Source organism: Amycolatopsis benzoatilytica AK 16/65 (assembly GCF_000383915.1).
Lineage (GTDB): Bacteria > Actinomycetota > Actinomycetes > Mycobacteriales > Pseudonocardiaceae > Amycolatopsis > Amycolatopsis benzoatilytica.
On record NZ_KB912942.1, the window covers coordinates 3,090,560 to 3,107,497 of the forward strand.

A 16,938-nucleotide genomic window follows, 5' to 3' on the forward strand; every position below is an offset into this window, starting at 1 on the left:
AAGTCCGTGAAGGGCCCCTTGCGGGAATCAGGGCGGATTCGAGGGGTCGTCGCAACACAGGCTGGATTAGCTGGTTTCGGTGAGGAGTGTAGCGAGGCGTTCGGCTGGGGTGTCCCAGCCGAGCGTTTTGCGTGGGCGGCAGTTGAGCTCTGCGGCGACGGCGGCGAGGTGTTCGGGGCTGTGGAGGGAGAGGTCGGTGCCTTTGGGGAAGTACTGGCGCAGCAGGCCGTTGGTGTTTTCGTTGCTGCCGCGTTGCCAGGGGCTGTGGGGGTCGCAGAAGTAGACGGGGATGCCGGTGGCGATGGTGAATTCGCGGTGTCGGCCCATTTCCGAGCCTTGGTCCCAGGTCAGGGACCGTGTCAGGTGGTCGGGCAGGGTGTGCATGGCGGTGACGAGGGCGTCGCGGACGGCGTCGGCGCCGCGGCCGTGGGGCAGGGGGACCAGGAGCGTGTAGCGGGTGGCGCGTTCGACCAGGGTGGCGATGGCGGAGGCTCCGTCCTTGCCGATGATCAGGTCGCCTTCCCAGTGGCCGGGGACGGCGCGGTCGGCGGCTTCGGCGGGGCGTTCGCTGATCATGACCATGGGTTCGGCGAAGCGGGGCCGGCGGGCTTCGCCGGTGCGGCGGGGTTTGCGCACGGCGCGGCCGGTGCGCAGCGCGCGGTGCAGTTCGCGGCGCAGTTCGCCGCGGCCTTGGACGTAGAGGGCCTGGTAGACGGTTTCGGGGGTCACGTGCAGCTCCGGGCGGTCGGGGTGGTCGCGGCGCAGCCGCTGGCTGATCTGCTCCGGGCTGAACTTCTTGCGCAGCATGCCCTGCACGAGGTCGCGCAGCTCGGGACAGGCCGCGATCTTGCCGGTCTTGGGCCGTTTGCGGCGCGCGTCGGCGCGGGCCTGGGCGGCGTAGGGCCGGTAGCCGCGGCTGCCGGGACGGGCGTTGCGGGCCAGTTCGCGGCTGATCGTGGCGGGATCGCGGCCCAGTTCCCGGGCGATCGCGCGGACCCCGGCCCCTGCCCGGCGCAGGTCGGCGATCGCCAGCCGTTCCTGCTGCGTCAGGAACCGCGACTGCGCCTCGGGGCGGGCATCGGCGACGGGGGCCGGACGCGAGGGCGGGGCCGGCGACCGCACGGCCGTCCGCCCCGCCCGGCTCGGCCGCCCGTGCCGCCACCGGTGCCCGGTCCGCCGGTCGACCCCGACAACCCGGCACGCCTCGACAGTGCCCACGCCTTCCGCCACAAGATCAAAATACCGGCGGCGTTCCGCCGCCAACCTCCCCCGACCCCGCGACGCTGCAACCTCCCGGACCCCCGCCACGGCAACCCCTCAACAACTCAGGCGTTGCAACCACCACTAGAACCCAAGCAGATTCCCGCAAGGGGCCCTTCCCGGATTAACCGGTCCGGGCCTCGATCTGGCCCCAGTGATCGGCCGCTTTCTGGCTCTGGGCCAGGGCCAGCCTCATTGCGATGCTCGACACATCCCGTTTTTCGCACTCACAGGAGGTCGCCAGGTGAACGTCACGGAGCTGCGGGCCACGGCCCGCCGACACCTCGGGCCCCACTTCACGCGCAAGGACACCTGGCAGAGCGAGTTCCCGGTGTTCGTCCGCGGCGAAGGCAGCTACCTGATCGACACCGAGGGCCGCCGGCACCTCGACGGACTCGCCGGACTGTTCTGCGTCAACATGGGCCACGGCCGCGCGGACATCGCCCAGGCGGCGGCCGAGCAGGTCGCCACCCTCGCCTACGCGAGCAACTGGGGTTCCGCGCACCCGCCGTCGATCGAAGCGGCCCGGCTGATCGCCTCGCTCGCGCCCGGCGACCTGGGCACCACGTTCTTCGTCAACTCCGGTTCGGAGGCGGTGGAGACCGCGCTCAAATTCGCCCGGCAGTACCACCGCAGCCAGGGCGCCCCGGAGCGGACGAAGATCATCAGCCGCGAAATGGCTTACCACGGAACGACTCTGGGCGCGCTGTCGGTCACCGGGCTGCCGAAGATCAAGGAGCCGTTCGGCCCGCTCCTGCCGGGCATCCGGCACGTGCCCAACACGCTCGGCCTCACCGGCGACTGCGGTCCGGCCGACCAGCTGGACTGCGTCCGCGCCATCGAAGCGGTCATCCTCGAAGAAGGCCCGGAGACGGTCGCGGCGGTGTTCGCCGAACCGGTGCAGAACGGGCGCGGCGCACTGGTCCCGCCGGAGGGCTACTGGCCGGCTTTGCGGGCGCTGTGCGACAAATACGGCGTCCTGCTGGTGTCCGACGAGGTGATCTGCTCGTTCGGCCGGCTGGGCCACTTCTTCGGCCACGGACTGACCGGTGTCGTGCCGGACCTGATCACCTTCGCCAAGGGCTCCACGTCCGGCTACGCCCCGCTCGGCGGCGTCATCGTCCGCGAGCGGCTGGTCGCCGACCTGTACGACTCCCCCAAGGGCGGCGTCTTCACCCACGGCGCGACCTGGGGCGGACATCCGGTGTCGACGGCGATCGCGGTCGCCAACATCACCGCGATGCGCGACGAGAAGGTCCCCGAGCACGTGCTGACCGAGGGGCCGAAACTGCATGCCGCGCTGGAGTCTCTCAAGGACGCGCACCGGTGTGTGAAGGACGTGCGCGGCACCGGGTTCTTCTACGCGATCGAGCTGATGGCCGACCGCGACAGCGGCCGCGAGCTGACCGAGCAGGAGTCGCTGACCGTGCTGCGCCAGGTACTGCCCGAAGCGTTCCGGCGCACCGGCGTCATCCTCCGCGGCGACGATCGCGGCGCGACCATGCTCATGATCTCGCCGCCGCTGGTGGCCGACACGGACGTGCTCGACGCGTTGCTGCACGGCGTCGACGGCATGCTCACCGACGTGGAAAAGGCGATTCAGCCCTGACAGACAACCGTATCGATAGCCAATTCACTACCGTTTGACCGCATTTCCACGTCCGTGAAGGGCCCCTTCCGGGACTCAGATTCCCTCAAGGGGTCCTTCACGGACCGCACACCTGATCCCGCCTCGGCGGATGAGCGCGACGGGCGCCGGGTACCCCCAAGCAGCACGGGGCACCCGGCGCCTTTCGTGCTGTCCGGGACTGGTCCATTCTGGTACCGGCGCATCGGCCGCATCTGGCTCTCGCGGAGGGGCCTGTCCCTTCTTACGGTGACGGGAACCACATAGCAGCTCTCAGCGACATCGCGGCGGCGGCCGGCGCGGGGACATCGAGGTCCCCCGGCGCCGCCGGAAGGAGGAGACGTGGGCTCTGCACCGGAAACCGCCGCTTCGAGCGGTCTCAAACCGGGCCTCAAGCAACGCCACATGAACCTGATCGCCCTGGGCGGGGTCATCGGCGCCGGCCTGTTCGTCGGCAGCGGCGTGGTCATCCAGTCGGCGGGCCCGGCCGCGGTGGTCTCGTTCCTGATCGCCGGCCTGATCACCGTTCTCATCATGCGGATGCTGGCCGAGATGACCGTGGCGCGGCCCGCGCTCGGCTCGTTCTACGTCTACGCCCGGGAGGCGATGGGCAATCGCGCCGGCTTCGCGGTCGGCTGGATGTACTGGTACTTCTTCGTCATCGTGGTCGCCGTCGAGGCGGTGGCCGGCGGGCGGATCCTGCACCTGTGGCTGCCCGGCGTGCCGCTCTGGGCGCTCAGCCTCGGCCTGCTCCTGCTGCTGACCGTGACGAACCTGGTGTCGGCGCGCTCCTACGGCGAGTTCGAGTACTGGTTCTCCTCGATCAAGGTCATCGCGATCGTGGTGTTCCTCGGCCTCGGCGTGCTGTACCTGTGCGGCTTCTGGCCGCATGCGCACGCCGGCCTCGGCAACCTCGTGGCACACGGCGGATTCGCCCCGATGGGCATCGGCGCCGTTCTGGCCGCGGTGGTCCCGTGCGTCGGGTTCTACACCGGCGCGGAGATCGTCACCATCGCCGCGGCCGAATCCGCCGAGCCGCGGCGCGCGATCGCCAAGGCGATGCGGTCGATCGTGTTCCGCGTGGTGCTGTTCTACGTCGGCTCGGTGTTCGTCGTGGTCGCCGTCAAGGCGTGGAACTCGCCGGACACCGGGGTGAGCCCGTACGCCGCGGTGCTGGACGTGCTCGGCATCCCGGCGGTCGGGACGATCATGAACGCGATCGTGCTCACCGCGGTGCTGAGCTGCCTCAACTCCGCGCTCTACACCTCGTCGCGGATGCTGTTCGCGCTGACGCGCAACGGCGACGCGCCGACGTACTTCACCAAGCTGTCCCGCAGCGGGGTGCCCCGGCGCGCGATCATCGCCGGCACCGCGGTCGGCTACGTCTCGGTCATCGCGTCCTACGTCTCACCGAACCTGATCTTCCAGTTCCTGGTGAACTCCTACGGCGCGGTGGCACTGTTCGTGTACCTGTCCATCGCGCTCGCCCAGGTCCGGCTTCGGAAACGACTGCAGAACACCGACCCGGGCGCGCTCAGCCTCAAGATGTGGCTGTTCCCGTGGCTCAGCTACGCGACGATCGCCCTGATGCTCTCGGTCATCCTGGCGATGGCGTTCCTGCCCTCGACCCGCTCGCAGTTCTGGCTCAGCGCCGTCACTCTGGCCCTGATCCTGGTCAGCTACGAGGTCCGCCGGCGGCGACCGGCCGGACCGGCGGCTCCGGAGGCGCAGGACTCCGCGCGCGGCCAAGCCGGGATCGCCTCGGCCTGACCGGCTGGCACCACCCGGCAGCACGATTCTGGATCTACCGTCACAGCCAGAATTGGCTCAGGCTGGTGCGGCCCGTTCCCCGTGGAGGTCTCATGCCGCACCCGTCCCCAGCCCAGGCGTCCGAGTGAGCGCAGCCACCTTCTGGCAGCTGTCCCCGGCGGCGATGGCTTTGGCCATCGCCGCCTTGCTGGCGGGCGGGCTGATCCGCGGATATTCCGGGTTCGGCGCGTCGATGGTGTGGGTCAGCTGCCTCTGCCTGGTGCTGCCGCCGGCCGCCGTCGTCCCGAGCACACTGCTCCTGGAAGTCGCTTCGAGCGCCACGCTGGCCCCGCGTGTGTGGCCGGACGTGCACCGTCCGTCGCTGCGGTGGCTGCTCGCCGGCGCGCTCGTCGGCCTGCCCGCTGGGATCTGGCTCCTCGCGGAGCTGCCCGTGCGTGCGACGAGGCTCGCGGTCGGGCTGACCGTCGGGATCTCGGCACTCGCGCTGGCCTTCGCGCACCGCGCGCGGTTCCTGCCCGGCCGCGCCACGTCGGCGGGCGTCGGCACCGCGTTCGGCGTGCTCAACGGCGCCTGCGGGGTGGGCGGTCCGCCGGTTGTCCTGATGTTCCTGGCGTCGCCGTTGCCGATGGCGGTGAACCGGGCCAGTCTCGTGGTGTTCTTCCTGGCGGCCGACCTGATGACCGTCGGCACCGCGGGCGCGGGCGGGTTGCTGACCGCTGCCGTGCTCGCGCAGACCGCGCTTTTCCTGCCGGTCGCGCTGGCCGGCGTCGCGGTCGGCAATCGGCTGTACCGCCGGGGAGGCGGCGACGTGCGCCGGATCGTGCTCGGCATCCTGACGGCGCTGTCGGTCGCGCTGGTCGGTCAGGCGGTGTTCGCGTGACGGCCGAGCTCGTCCTCGGCGCGTTGACGCTCGCCTTCTCCGGCTTCGTCGGCGGCCTGACCGGGTTCGGCGCGTCCCTGGTGGGCACTCCCCTGCTGCTCCTCAACGGTTTCCCGCTGCCGCAGGTGGTGCTGATCAACCTGATCACCACCATGATCACCCGGCTGGCGGTGCTGCGCCGCGAACGCGACCACGTCGTCTGGCGGCGGGTGGCGGTCCTCGGCGCGGCTGCCCTGCCGGGCGCGGCCGCCGGAGCGCTCACCCTGCACTGGCTGCCGCCGCACGGGTTACGGGTGCTGGCCGGGATCGTCGTCGTGCTTTCCGGGTTGCGGATGCTGCTCCGCCCTGCCCGCGCCGCTCATCCGGCGACCCCCGCGAAGCAGACGATCGCCGGTCTGCTGGGCGGCTACCTCTCCACCACGACGTCGCTCAACGGCGCCCCGCCCGCCGTCCTGCTGGCTTCGGCGAAGGTCCCGCCGCGCACCTTCGTCGCCGACCTCGCCGGGTACTTCGTCGTGACGAACTGCCTGTCCCTGCTCCTGCTGGCGACCGCGGGCCAAGTCGATACCGCCGGTCTGGCGATGCGCCTGCCGGTCCTGGCGGCCGCCGCGCTGATCGGCAACGCGATCGGCGGGCGGCTGATCGGCCGCGTGCCCCGGGCGATCTTCGAGCGCGGCATCATCGGGCTGATCGTGGCGTCCGGCATCGTGACCATGGTCAGCGCTTGATCCCCGACCGACTCGTCCGTGAAGGGAACATTCAGGGACTCTGAGTCCCTCAATGTTCCCTTCACGGACAGCTGGCACGGACCGTCGCGGCAGGGGCAGGCGGGTCAGACGCGGCCCGCGCGGTCCGCCGCCCGCAGCGGGGCGCCGAGCCCGTGCAGATGGCCGAGCACCTGCCCGTAGGACCGCACCAGGCTGGTTTGGACGTACGGAATGTCGTGGCTGCGGCAGAACCGCTCCACGATCGGCTGGGCGCGGCGCAAGTGCGGCCGGGGCATGTTCGGGAACAGGTGGTGCTCGATCTGGTAGTTCAGCCCGCCGAGGACGAAATCGGTGACCGGCCCGCCGCGGATGTTGCGCGAGGTCAGCACCTGCCGGCGCAGGAAATCGAGCGGACGGCCGGTCATGGTGGCCATGCCCTTGTGGTTCGGGGCGAACGAAGAGCCCATGTACACGCCCCACAGGGCCTGGTGCACCACGATGAACACCACCGCGATGCCCGGGGAGAGCACCAGGAACACCGCGGTGAGATACGCCACGAGGTGCGCCGTCAGCAAAGCGCCTTCCAGGCGGCGCATTTTCGTCTCGCCGCGCCACACCGCCCGGAAGCCGGCGGCGTGCAGGCTCAGCCCCTCGAGCGTCAGCAGCGGGAAGAACAGGATGGCCTGATGCTTGGCCATCCACCGGAGAAACCCTTGCTTGGCAGCGGCTTGCCGGCTGGTGAAGGCCAGCGCCGGGATGACGAGATCCGGATCGCGCTCTTCGTGGTTGGGGTTGGCGTGGTGCCGGTTGTGGCCGTCGATCCACCACTGGAAGCTCATCCCCACCAGGCCGCCGTGCAGGACGCCGACCGCGTCGTTGGGCCGCCGGGTCCGGAAAATCTGCTTGTGCCCGGCATCGTGGCCGATGAACGCCAGCTGCGCGAAGACAACGGCGAGCAGTGCCGCGATGAGCAGCTGCCACCAGGTGTCGCCCAGGAAGGCGAAACCCACCCACGCCCCGGCGAGCACGAGCAGATTGGCGATCATCACCGTGGCGTAATAGCCGGGCCGGCGACGCAGCAGCCCAGCAGCTCGGACTTCGGCGAGCAGGGTGTGGTACTCGCCCGGCGTGCGCTCGTTCACTGGCGTGCGCTCGTTCACTGGCGTGCGCTCGTTCACTGGCGTGCGCTCGTTCACTGGCGTCGCGCCGCGGGCGCGCTGGCCGAGGGGGCGGAAAACTGGATTCCGCGACTGCGGACCCGGTCCGCGGCGGAGAGATCGCTCCCGCCGGCATGCGCCGCCGGATGGCTGAACAGCACGGGCGAAACGGGGGCCCGGACGCTGCCGGAACGCAGGCGTGGGTACGGCAAAAAGAACTCCTCGGTGGTGGGCCGGCGACCGAAGCGCGTCCGGCGGGAGAACAGCGAGAGCCGGACGACAGCGCCGGATTCGGGGTGGCGCGCCTCTCGGCCGCGGGCTGGGATTCGCAGGCCGGGCGGCTTCGTCAAGGCTCCTCATGACCAAGATAGGAGGCGCGGCGCGGACCTGCTGCCTTCGACGCTACCCGCTTGGCCGGGCAACTGCCAGCTCGCGAGCTGCGCGGCTACTTCGCCGGATGCCCGCCACCCGCCGGTTGCCCGCCGCCCGTCACCGGATGCAGCGCCAGCCTTCTGCCGAACAGTGCGATCAGCACCACAGTGACGAGCAACGGGCCCAGCACCGCGAGCGGGCGTTCGGCCCACCAGATCCAGTCCGGCCCGCGGTCGTCGGTGAGCTGGCCGCCGTCGATCAGGTACCCGATTCCGCGCGCTACGGCCATTCCGCTGGCATGAAAGAGAAACAGCGGCAGTGCGTACCGGGCGAAGAACGCGTTGGCCCGCCGCACGCGGGGCCGGGCCAGCATGCGCTCAGCGGCAGGCCGCAGCGTTTCGCACACCCCGATCTGGAAGACGAGCAGTGCCACGATGGCGAACGTCGGCGGGGACATGTTCGACAACCGCTCTCCCGGCACTCCGACCATCGATCCGGGATACAGCCCGGAAAACACGAGTCCCACGAGCAGGAACAGTCCGGTCAGCAGGATCGCCACCGAGACCCGCGGACGCGCGGCGGCGATGCGCGCCCGGAAGAATCCCGCTTGGTAGGCCAAGGTCCACACCGCCGCGAGGTTGATCCAGCTCGCTTGCCCCCAGCCGTAGCGCAGCCGCACCAGGTCGACGAGCAGGGCGACACCGCCGAGGCACACGGGCACGAGCAGGTCGAACCGCTCGTGCAACCACGCGAGCGCGGGCAGCAGGAGCAGCAAGACCGCGTAGACCGCGAGAAACCACAGCGGGCTCAGGATCAGCAGCACCGCGTTCCCGATCCACGGCACGCCGAACGCCCGGGAGAACACCAGCCCTATCGCCACCCAGACCAGGATCAGGCCGGCCGCGGGCACGACCAGCTGCTTCAGGTGCACCCAGAGGTAATCGCGCCGGCGCTGGCCCTCGGCGCGGGCGCGTTGCCAGGACGACAGGTGCACGCATCCGCCGACGTAGAAGAACACCGGCAGCACTTGCAACAGCCAGGTCAGGATCCACAGCCCGCGCAGATATCCCAGCGGACTCGTGGGCTGCGGGCCGTTCGGCGCCCAGTGCAGGATGGTGAACCCCCAGTGCCACAGCACGACGACGACCAGGCTGACCGCACGCAGGAAGTCCAGGTACGGTTCGCGTTTCATGGTCGTCATCGCGCTCCGGCCTTTCCGAGGGCACACTGGAACCACGATGTCTGTTGCCGCTGTTGTCCCGAAACTGCCGGAAGTCCCTGCTTTCCGGCGTCGTGCCCTTACCGTGCTGCCCGCCGTGCTGTTGCTCGCGGCGGCTACTTTCCTTGCCAACCGGGTGCTGCCCGGCTGGGCGTATCCCATTTCCGGTGCCGTCACGGCCACCGCACTTCTCGTCCTTGCCCGCATCGCCGGTCTCCGCTGGGCCGAAATCGGCTTCAGCCGCGAGCACGTGCGCCGCACGCTCTGGTTCGGGCTCGGCGGATTCGCGACCGTGGCGCTCGGGTTCGGGCTCGCCGCAGTGATCCCGTCGCTGCGCGTGCTGTTCCACGACGGCCGGATCGGCTCGCCCGGGTTCGGCCAGCTGATGTGGCTTGCCCTGATCCGGATTCCGCTCGGCACCGTCCTCGTCGAGGAAATCGCGTTCCGCGGCGTACTGCCGGCGTTGCTGGGCGCGGGCGAACGCTGGCGGTGGTGGCCGGTGCTCGGCGCGTCCGCGCTGTTCGGGCTGTGGCATTTGCTGCCGTCGCTCGCGCTCACCCGGAACGCGGCCGTGCACCAGACGATCGGCGGGCTGCCGCTCTCCGTGGTCTCGGTGCTGGCGATGCTCGCCGCGGCCGGCGCCGGAGTGTTCCTGTGCTGGTGGCGCTATACCGGGCGCGGCCTGCTCGCCCCGGCGATGGTGCACCTGGCCACCAACTCCGGCGGGCTGATCCTGGCCTGGGCGCTCATCGCCCGCTGATCCGGGTCGCCGGGCCGTGCCGGAGACGGAACCCCAGCGCGCTCGCGACGAGCAGCACGGCACCGGCGATCAGCACGATCACCGCGGCGCCGGTCGCGCCGCCGGTCAGGTTCCAGACTGCTTCCGGAACCGCGAGCGTGATCCCCAGCACCCCGGCGACCAGCAGGACCCAAGCAGGTTTCCATCGGTACAGCGCCAGGAACGCGACCCCCAGCGCGAAGGTGAGGCCATAGGCGACTCCAACCGTGCTGTGTTCGCCCAACGGCTGCTGCGCGCCGACCAGCGAAAGAAAGGCGCCCAGCGCCGCGCCGGCCAGCCGGTGCCGGAGTGCCTGCCCGACTGAGGCCCCCACGAGCAGGAGTCCGATCACGGTGATCGCGATGCCGGCGCGCAGCGCCGTCGTGCCCACCGTCGCGTCCATCCCGGCCAGGACCGTCGCGACCAGCAACCCGACCGTCGTCAGCAAGCCTGGCACCGAAGGCACCAGGGCATAGGCGATGCCGGACAGCACCGCGCCCGAGCCGCACGCGATCGCGACGCCCGCGCTCCCGGCGTCGTCGGGCAGAGCGATCCCGATCGTGATCGCGGTCGCGCCCGCGGCGAGCGCGAACAACGTCGCCGCCACTCGGAGCCGCGCCGAAGACGGCTTCGTCCGAGCCGAGATCAGCCCGGATATTCCCTGCACGGCAACGAATCCACCCGCGAACAGGAGCGCCGCCGCACTCGCGCACACCGTCGTGCGGGCGATGCCCGGCCAGCGCGCCCAGGTGGTGGCGACCAGGAGCACCGCACCGGCCAGGACCAGCGCGCCGCCCAGGTACCCGGCGACCTCCGCCCAGGGAACCCGCAACCGCCGCAGCACCACGGTGTCCCGCAAGGCGCGTTCGACCTCGGCCGCCTGCTCTTCCGACAGCACTGTCCGCTGAACCAGCCCGCGCAGCGTCTCTCGGACCGGCGACTCGTTCGTCATCCTCGCAGGATCGGCTCCGCGGCCGGTCTGCCGCCAGGGACCGACGGAACCGGGCCGCGGGACTTTCGGCGGAACCTCACGCGCCTTCGACCGGCTGCCGCAGGATCGTGCGCAACCGCTCCGGCGCGCTCCGCGCCGGGTAGCTCGCGTGATGGTGCCGACCGGCCGGCAGCCGCGATGTTCTTGTGCAGACCCTCGATCGACGGCGCTTCGTTCGCGTACGGCCCGACGCGCAGCAGCTGGGCGTACTCGCCTTCCGCCCACCGCTGGTACCGGAGGCCGTCGAGCTGCGCGCCTGCCACTGCCAGCGGTCCGGATCGGCAGCGTCGAACCGGGCGGGACCGAATCGACCGTGCCCTTGCACACCGGGTAGAGACTCTCGAAACCCGACCGCACCATCTCGTGAGCATCGCCAGCGGCAGGGCGGCGAGGGAAGGGCCCGGAACCGGCTGAGGGCGGAATGCCCTCCGGATGAGGACCTTCGGCAGCGCACATTTTCTTTGCGCGCAACGATGTTCAGGAGAGACGAAGGAGTCGGCGATGACGATCCGGTTGGCGCTGGAACCGGCCCGGCTGCCGCATGACGGCAGCTTCCCGAAACTGTCGTGGAAGGCACCCGGACGTTGGCTGGACGTCTACGTGCGCGCGCAGTCGCTGTGGTGGTCCGCTGACCGGATGGCCACGACGGCGGACGCGACCCGGCTCGCCGGCCTCGAAGAAGTGAAGAACGTCCTGGCGGCCGTTGCAGAGCAGATCCTGCCCACCCGGCTGCTGCCGCGGATCCGGCTGTGGTGGAGCGCGACGCCGATCGAAGCAGCCTGGGGCTTGCTGCACGACATCGAGGAACGACTGGTCAGCCTCGCCAGTGACGAGGACGTGGTCAGCGAAGCCGCTAAGGCGCTCGAACACGCACCCCCGTTTCTGAAGCCGGACGACGAACGCGTGCGCTATCTGCGCGAGACACTCGAGAACGCCCGCGCCGCCGCCGATCCGGCCGCGCACGCGGCAACCGTGCGTACGGCCGCCATCGCGGTGCTCGCCGTCACCCACGAAGCCTCCGACATGCTCCATCGGCAAGCCCGCACGCTGCGCAACCGGATGCTGGGAGCGAGCGTGGTGAGCCTGCTCGCGGTGGGGATCGCGTTCGCGGCGCAGGCCGTGCTGCCGGACGGGCAGCTGCTGCTGGACGTCGGAACCCCTGACCCACCCCATCGCATGGCGGTGCTGGGACTCGTCGCGCTGAGCGGTCTGATCGGCGCGGTCATCAGCGCACTGCCGGTGATGGCCGCAATGCCCGCCGGCTACCGGCGCAATCCCTATGCGCTCCCGGTCCAGCAGGCGTTGCTCAAGCTCTGCACGGGACCGCTCACCGCGATCGTGGGGATCGCGCTCGTCTCCAGCGATCTCGGGCTCCACAACACCGGGCAGCTAGTGTCCCTGTCCGTCGTTTTCGGAACAGCGCAGCACGTCCTGACCCGGATCGCCGACCAGAAGGCCGCCCAGCTGACGAACGCCGCCGCACCGGCCTCGACCCCGCCGTCCTGACCGGGCCGACCGCTCAGCCGCCGAGGCCCGGCAGAGTCAACTGGCGCCGGTGGACGTCGTAGTGCTGCACCGGGAACCGGTAGATGTCCGCCAACGTCATGTATTCCCGGAAGCACGGGTCCCACCGCGTCGGGTAGGCCATGCCGCGCGCCAGGTCGGCGTCGGACTCCGCGTCGATGCGCCGGTGCAGAGCCGCGATGGTGCGGTCGAAGAGCGCCAGCATCCACCGTCTCGGCAAGATCGTGCCGGCGAGCCATGAACCGGCGAAGTTGACCACGTCGAACGGCGCCGACGCGACGTCGAGCAGCCAGGCGAACCGGCGGCTCGCGGAGTCCGGAAGACGGCCGAAGAACCGGACCAGGTTCCGCAAGGCCCGCACGATCAAGAAGCCGAGCAGCAGGTGGAACAGCAGCTGCCGGTTGGTCCAGCGGGTTCCGGCGGTGGACCGGCGCAGCGCGGCGCGGTCCGCGCCCGCGAGCAGGGCGTGGAAGTCCCGGCGGGTGCGATCCAGCTCGTCGTGCAGCTCCTGCCTGTCCACCCTGGACAGTGTGCGCCGTCGCCGCGCCGGGGTCACGTGTCGCGCAGAAACCTCGCGTAGAACGCTCCGAAGACCAGGACGATTCCGACATTCACCGCCAACCGCTCCCAGAACTGGTCGCGGAAGAACAGGATGTCCACGCCGACTACCACCGCGATCATGAGCAGCAGGTAGAGCGCGAGAACCGCTGATTTCGCCATCCTCCGGTGATACCCGCCGGAGCGCACCCGGAACAGAGTCCGCGGACCTTCGCCTGGTGGCGTCCGAAAGTCCCCCGGACGGGGACCTACGCCCCTCGCCGTACTCCGGCGGGCTGGGCGAGCCTGGATCCTCCGGACGCGAGGGAGAAGCCATGCGACGCGGTGGACCTGCCGACCACGCGGCGGAGCCAGCGCCCCGTCCGCCCGAGCGGGCCGCGACCTGGCCGCCGATCAGCAAGCCCGACCGCGTCCGCGCGGCCGCGAATCTCCTCGATTACGCACGGACGTGCCGCGGGTTCCGCTGGGACGAAGCACGACACAACCTTTCCGGGCTGCCCGGCGGTGCCGGGCTGAACATCGCCTGGGAGGCGGTCGACCGGCACGCCGCCGGTCCCCGGCGCGACCGGACGGCACTGCGCTGGGTGGACCGCTTCGACCGCGCCCACGACCTCTCCTACGCCGAACTGGCCGAACGGACGAGCAGATTCGCGAACCTGCTGGGGGAACTCGGAATCCGCCGCGGCGAACGCGTTTACACCCTGCTCGGCAGGCAGCCGGAGCTCTACCTCGCCGCTCTCGGCGCGCTCAAAGCCGGCTGCGTGCTGTCCCCGTTGTTCTCCGCGTTCGGACCGGAACCGGTCCGGCAGCGGCTGCGTCTCGGCGAAGCCGCCGTGCTGGTCACCACACCGGCGCTGTACCGCAGGAAAGTCCGCGGCATCCGCGATTCGGTGCCCTCGCTGCGCCAGGTGCTCGTGACCGGCGACGAGGCCGAGCCGGGGACGATCGCCCTCGGCCCCGCCACGGCCGCCGCCAGCCCCGAGTACGAAATCGCGCCCACCGCTCCCGAGGACCCCGCTCTGCTCCATTTCACCAGCGGCACGACCGGCACGCCGAAAGGCGCCCTGCATGTCCACGAAGCCGTGCTCGCGCACCACGTCACCGCGCGGTACGCGCTCGATCTCAAACCGGACGACGTGTTCTGGTGCACCGCCGATCCCGGCTGGGTCACCGGCATGTCCTACGGCGTCATCGCGCCGCTGACCCACGGGGCCACGCTGATCAGCGACGAAGGGGATTTCGACGCGCAGCGCTGGTACCGCGTCCTCGCCGAGCAGCGAGTGAATGTCTGGTACACCGCTCCGACCGCGCTGCGGATGCTGATGCGGGGCGCGCGCACCGCCGCCGATTTCGACCTGTCGGCCCTGCGGTTCGTCGCGAGCGTCGGCGAACCGCTGAACCCGGAGGTCGTCGTGTGGGGCCAGGAGGCGCTCGGGCTTCCGGTGCACGACAACTGGTGGCAGACCGAAACCGGCGCGATCATGATCGCCAACTTCGCCGCGGAGGAGATCCGGCCCGGTTCGATGGGGCGGCCGCTGCCCGGCGTGGCCGCGGGCCTGCTCGAGCGCGGCCCGGACGGACGCGCCCTGGTCGACGGCGGCCGGGTGCGCGAAATCACCGAGCCGGGCGCTGAGGGCGAACTCGCGTTGCGCCCTGGATGGCCGTCTATGTTCCGGGGCTATTGGGGCGACCCGGCCCGGTACGCGCGGTCCTTCGCCGACGGCTGGTACCTCACCGGGGACGTGGCGCGCCGGGACCGGGACGGCTACTACTGGTTCGTCGGGCGAGCGGACGACGTCATCAAATCCGCCGGGCACCTGGTCGGTCCGTTCGAGGTGGAGAACGCGCTGCTCGCGCACCCGGCGGTCGCGGAGGCCGGGGTCATCGGCACGCCCGATCCGGTGGCGGGCGAACTCGTGAAGGCGTTCGTTTCGCTGCGGCCCGGCAACGAGCCCACCGAAGCGCTGCGGCTGGAGCTGCTGGCGTTCGGCCGGCACGCGCTCGGCGCGGTGGCGCCCAAGGAGATCGTGTTCGACCAGCGCCTTCCGCATACGCGCAGCGGAAAGGTGATGCGCCGGCTGCTCAAGGCGAGGGAACTGGGATTGCCCGAGGGCGACGTGTCCACATTGGAGGTTTCGGGATGACCAGGCGCCAGGCCGCGCACACCGCGCGCGCGAAGCACCGCACCGAGCTGCTGCGCCAGATGATCCGGATCCGGCGGTTCGAAGAGCGATGCGTCGAGCTCTACAGCGCCGCCCAGATCCACGGTTTCATGCACCTCTGCATCGGCGAGGAGGCCGTGGCGGCCGGTGTGCTGCAGGCGATCGGGCCGGACGACGCGGTGGTCTCCACCTACCGGGAACACGGGCACGCGCTCGCCCGCGGCATTCCGATGGATGCCGTGCTCGCCGAAATGTACGGCCGCGCCAACGGCTGCAGCCACGGCCGCGGCGGCTCGATGCACCTGTTCGACGCGTCCAGGCGGTTCTACGGCGGCAACGCGATCGTGGGCGGCGGCCTGCCGCTGGCGGTCGGGCTGGCGCTGGCCGACGCTATGCGGCACCGGCCGCAGGTCACGGTCTGCCTGTTCGGCGACGGCGCGGTGGCCGAGGGCGAGTTCCACGAATGTCTCAACCTGGCCGCGCTGTGGCGGCTGCCGGTGCTGTTCTGCTGCGAGAACAACCAGTACGCGATGGGCACCCGGATCGACCGCTCGCACGCGCGCACCGACCTGGCCGCCCGCGCGGCGTCCTACGGCGTCCCCGCCGTGCCGGTCGACGGCATGGACGCGCCCGCCGTCGCCGCGGCCGCCGACGAGGCGGTCGAAGCGATCCGCACCGAGGGCGGCCCCCGGTTCCTCGAGCTGCGCACCTACCGGTTCCGGGCGCATTCGATGTACGACCCGGACCGCTACCGGGACAAAGCCGAAGTGGCGCAGTGGAAAGAGCGCGATCCGATCCCGGCGCTGGCCCAGCTGATGACCGCGGACGGCGAACTGGACGACCGCCGCCTCGCCGCTCTCGAATCCGAAGCGGACGCCGAGATCGAAGCCGCGGTCGCGGCGGCCGCCGCCGGGCCGTTGGAGCCGGTCGCCGACCTCACCCGCTTCGTCTACGCGGAGCAGTCGTGACCACCTACCGAGAGGCGCTGCGCGAAGGTTTGCGCGACGCGCTGGCCCGGGACGAACGCACCTTTCTGATGGGCGAAGACGTCGGCGAGTACGGCGGGTGTTTCGCGGTCAGTCTCGGCCTGCTCGAGGAGTTCGGGCCGGAGCGGGTGCGCGACACCCCGCTCTCGGAGTCCGCGTTCGTCGGCGCGGGCATCGGCGCCGCGCTGGGCGGGATGCGGCCGATCGTGGAGATCATGACCGTCAACTTCAGCCTGCTCGCCCTGGACCAGATCCTCGACAACGCGGCGACGCTGCGGCACATGTCCGGCGGCCAGCTCGGCGTCCCGCTGGTGATCCGGATGACGACCGGCGCCGGGCGGCAGCTCGCCGCGCAGCACTCGCACAGCCTGGAAGGCTGGTACGCGCACATCCCCGGCCTGCGGATCGTCGCGCCGGCGACGCTCGAGGACGCGCGCGGGATGCTCTGGACCGCGGTGCAGGACCCGGATCCGGTCCTGCTGTTCGAACACGGCTCGCTCTACAACGTCGACGGCGAGCTCGCCCCTGGCGCCGGTGCGGTGGACATCGACCGCGCGGCGATCCGGCGTCCCGGCTCCGACGTGACGCTGATCGCTTACGGCGGCACTCTGCGCACCGCGCTGGCCGCCGCGGACGAACTCGCTGCCTCCGGAATCGACGCGGAAGTCCTCGACCTGCGCACGCTCCGGCCATTGGACGACGCCGCGATCCTCGGCTCGGTGGCGCGCACCCACCGGCTCGTCGTGGTCGACGAAGGATGGCGCAGCGGCAGCCTGTCGGCGGAGATTTCCGCGCGGGTCGCGGAAAAGGCGCTGTACGAACTCGACGCTCCGATCGAGCGGGTCTGCACGGCCGAGGTCCCCATCCCCTATGCCGCGCATCTCGAACAGGCCGCGCTGCCGCAGCCGGAGGACGTCGTCGCCGCGGCGAAGCGGACGGTGAGCTGA

The 16,938-nt window shown here is 70.8% G+C and carries 15 protein-coding genes; 9 read left to right on the top strand and 6 right to left on the bottom strand.

Features of this window, described 5'->3' with window-relative positions:
- Positions 1-66 precede the first annotated feature (66 nt).
- Positions 67-1,230 carry an IS30 family transposase gene (locus tag AMYBE_RS0114100; protein WP_020660034.1) on the bottom strand — a complete coding sequence of 388 codons (1,164 nt, stop codon included), beginning with the start codon at positions 1,228-1,230 and terminating at the stop codon, positions 67-69.
- Positions 1,231-1,504: 274 nt separating this feature from the next.
- Between AMYBE_RS0114100 and AMYBE_RS0114110 the strand changes: the two genes are divergently transcribed.
- From AMYBE_RS0114110 to AMYBE_RS0114125, 4 genes are all read left to right on the top strand, one after another.
- A complete protein-coding gene (locus tag AMYBE_RS0114110) occupies positions 1,505-2,869 on the top strand; it encodes an aspartate aminotransferase family protein (protein ID WP_020660035.1) in 1,365 nt (454 codons plus the stop codon).
- Between the two features lie 423 nt (positions 2,870-3,292).
- The gene (locus AMYBE_RS0114115; protein ID WP_051124944.1) at positions 3,293-4,657 is read left to right on the top strand and encodes an amino acid permease; all 1,365 of its coding nucleotides are present in this window, start codon (positions 3,293-3,295) and stop codon (positions 4,655-4,657) included.
- Positions 4,658-4,781: 124 nt separating this feature from the next.
- Positions 4,782-5,537 (top strand): sulfite exporter TauE/SafE family protein, encoded by a 756-nt coding sequence (locus tag AMYBE_RS0114120; protein WP_020660037.1) that lies wholly within the window; start codon positions 4,782-4,784, stop codon positions 5,535-5,537.
- Positions 5,534-6,265 carry a sulfite exporter TauE/SafE family protein gene (locus AMYBE_RS0114125; protein ID WP_020660038.1) on the top strand — a complete coding sequence of 244 codons (732 nt, stop codon included), beginning with the start codon at positions 5,534-5,536 and terminating at the stop codon, positions 6,263-6,265. The genes AMYBE_RS0114120 and AMYBE_RS0114125 overlap by 4 nt, the downstream gene beginning before the upstream one ends.
- Before the next feature lie 104 nt (positions 6,266-6,369).
- Here AMYBE_RS0114125 and AMYBE_RS0114130 read toward each other — a convergent pair whose 3' ends face one another.
- Positions 6,370-7,422, bottom strand: coding sequence for a fatty acid desaturase family protein (locus tag AMYBE_RS0114130; RefSeq protein ID WP_020660039.1), 1,053 nt, complete (start codon positions 7,420-7,422; stop codon positions 6,370-6,372).
- Positions 7,423-7,846: 424 nt separating this feature from the next.
- Positions 7,847-8,974: an acyltransferase family protein gene (locus AMYBE_RS0114140; RefSeq protein WP_020660041.1), complete on the bottom strand. Its 1,128-nt coding sequence runs from the start codon at positions 8,972-8,974 to the stop codon at positions 7,847-7,849.
- A 37-nt stretch (positions 8,975-9,011) separates the two neighbouring features.
- Between AMYBE_RS0114140 and AMYBE_RS0114145 the strand changes: the two genes are divergently transcribed.
- Positions 9,012-9,752: a CPBP family intramembrane glutamic endopeptidase gene (locus AMYBE_RS0114145; protein ID WP_027927644.1), complete on the top strand. Its 741-nt coding sequence runs from the start codon at positions 9,012-9,014 to the stop codon at positions 9,750-9,752.
- Here AMYBE_RS0114145 and AMYBE_RS0114150 read toward each other — a convergent pair.
- On the bottom strand, positions 9,739-10,722 hold the full coding sequence (locus AMYBE_RS0114150; protein WP_020660043.1) for a DUF2157 domain-containing protein: 984 nt from the start codon (positions 10,720-10,722) through the stop codon (positions 9,739-9,741). The two genes, AMYBE_RS0114145 and AMYBE_RS0114150, sit on opposite strands and share 14 nt — an antisense overlap.
- A gap of 540 nt (positions 10,723-11,262) precedes the next feature.
- Between AMYBE_RS0114150 and AMYBE_RS0114160 the strand changes: the two genes are divergently transcribed.
- The gene (locus tag AMYBE_RS0114160) at positions 11,263-12,267 is read left to right on the top strand and encodes a hypothetical protein (RefSeq protein ID WP_020660045.1); all 1,005 of its coding nucleotides are present in this window, start codon (positions 11,263-11,265) and stop codon (positions 12,265-12,267) included.
- 13 nt (positions 12,268-12,280) lie between these two features.
- Here AMYBE_RS0114160 and AMYBE_RS0114165 read toward each other — a convergent pair whose 3' ends face one another.
- Both AMYBE_RS0114165 and AMYBE_RS45435 read right to left on the bottom strand, forming a co-directional pair.
- A complete protein-coding gene (locus tag AMYBE_RS0114165) occupies positions 12,281-12,805 on the bottom strand; it encodes a DinB family protein (protein WP_020660046.1) in 525 nt (174 codons plus the stop codon).
- Between the two features lie 32 nt (positions 12,806-12,837).
- Entirely contained in the window at positions 12,838-13,005 is a 168-nt protein-coding gene (locus AMYBE_RS45435) for a hypothetical protein (RefSeq protein ID WP_020660047.1), read from the bottom strand.
- A gap of 152 nt (positions 13,006-13,157) precedes the next feature.
- Between AMYBE_RS45435 and acsA the strand changes: the two genes are divergently transcribed.
- From acsA to AMYBE_RS0114185, 3 genes are read left to right on the top strand one after another with little or no spacing between them, the layout of a single operon-like run.
- A complete protein-coding gene (gene acsA, locus AMYBE_RS0114175) occupies positions 13,158-14,987 on the top strand; it encodes an acetate--CoA ligase (protein WP_020660048.1) in 1,830 nt (609 codons plus the stop codon).
- A complete protein-coding gene (gene pdhA / locus AMYBE_RS0114180; protein ID WP_020660049.1) occupies positions 14,984-15,973 on the top strand; it encodes a pyruvate dehydrogenase (acetyl-transferring) E1 component subunit alpha in 990 nt (329 codons plus the stop codon). Before acsA ends, pdhA begins: the two co-directional genes overlap by 4 nt.
- The gene (locus AMYBE_RS0114185) at positions 15,970-16,938 is read left to right on the top strand and encodes an alpha-ketoacid dehydrogenase subunit beta (RefSeq protein WP_020660050.1); all 969 of its coding nucleotides are present in this window, start codon (positions 15,970-15,972) and stop codon (positions 16,936-16,938) included. The genes pdhA and AMYBE_RS0114185 overlap by 4 nt, the downstream gene beginning before the upstream one ends.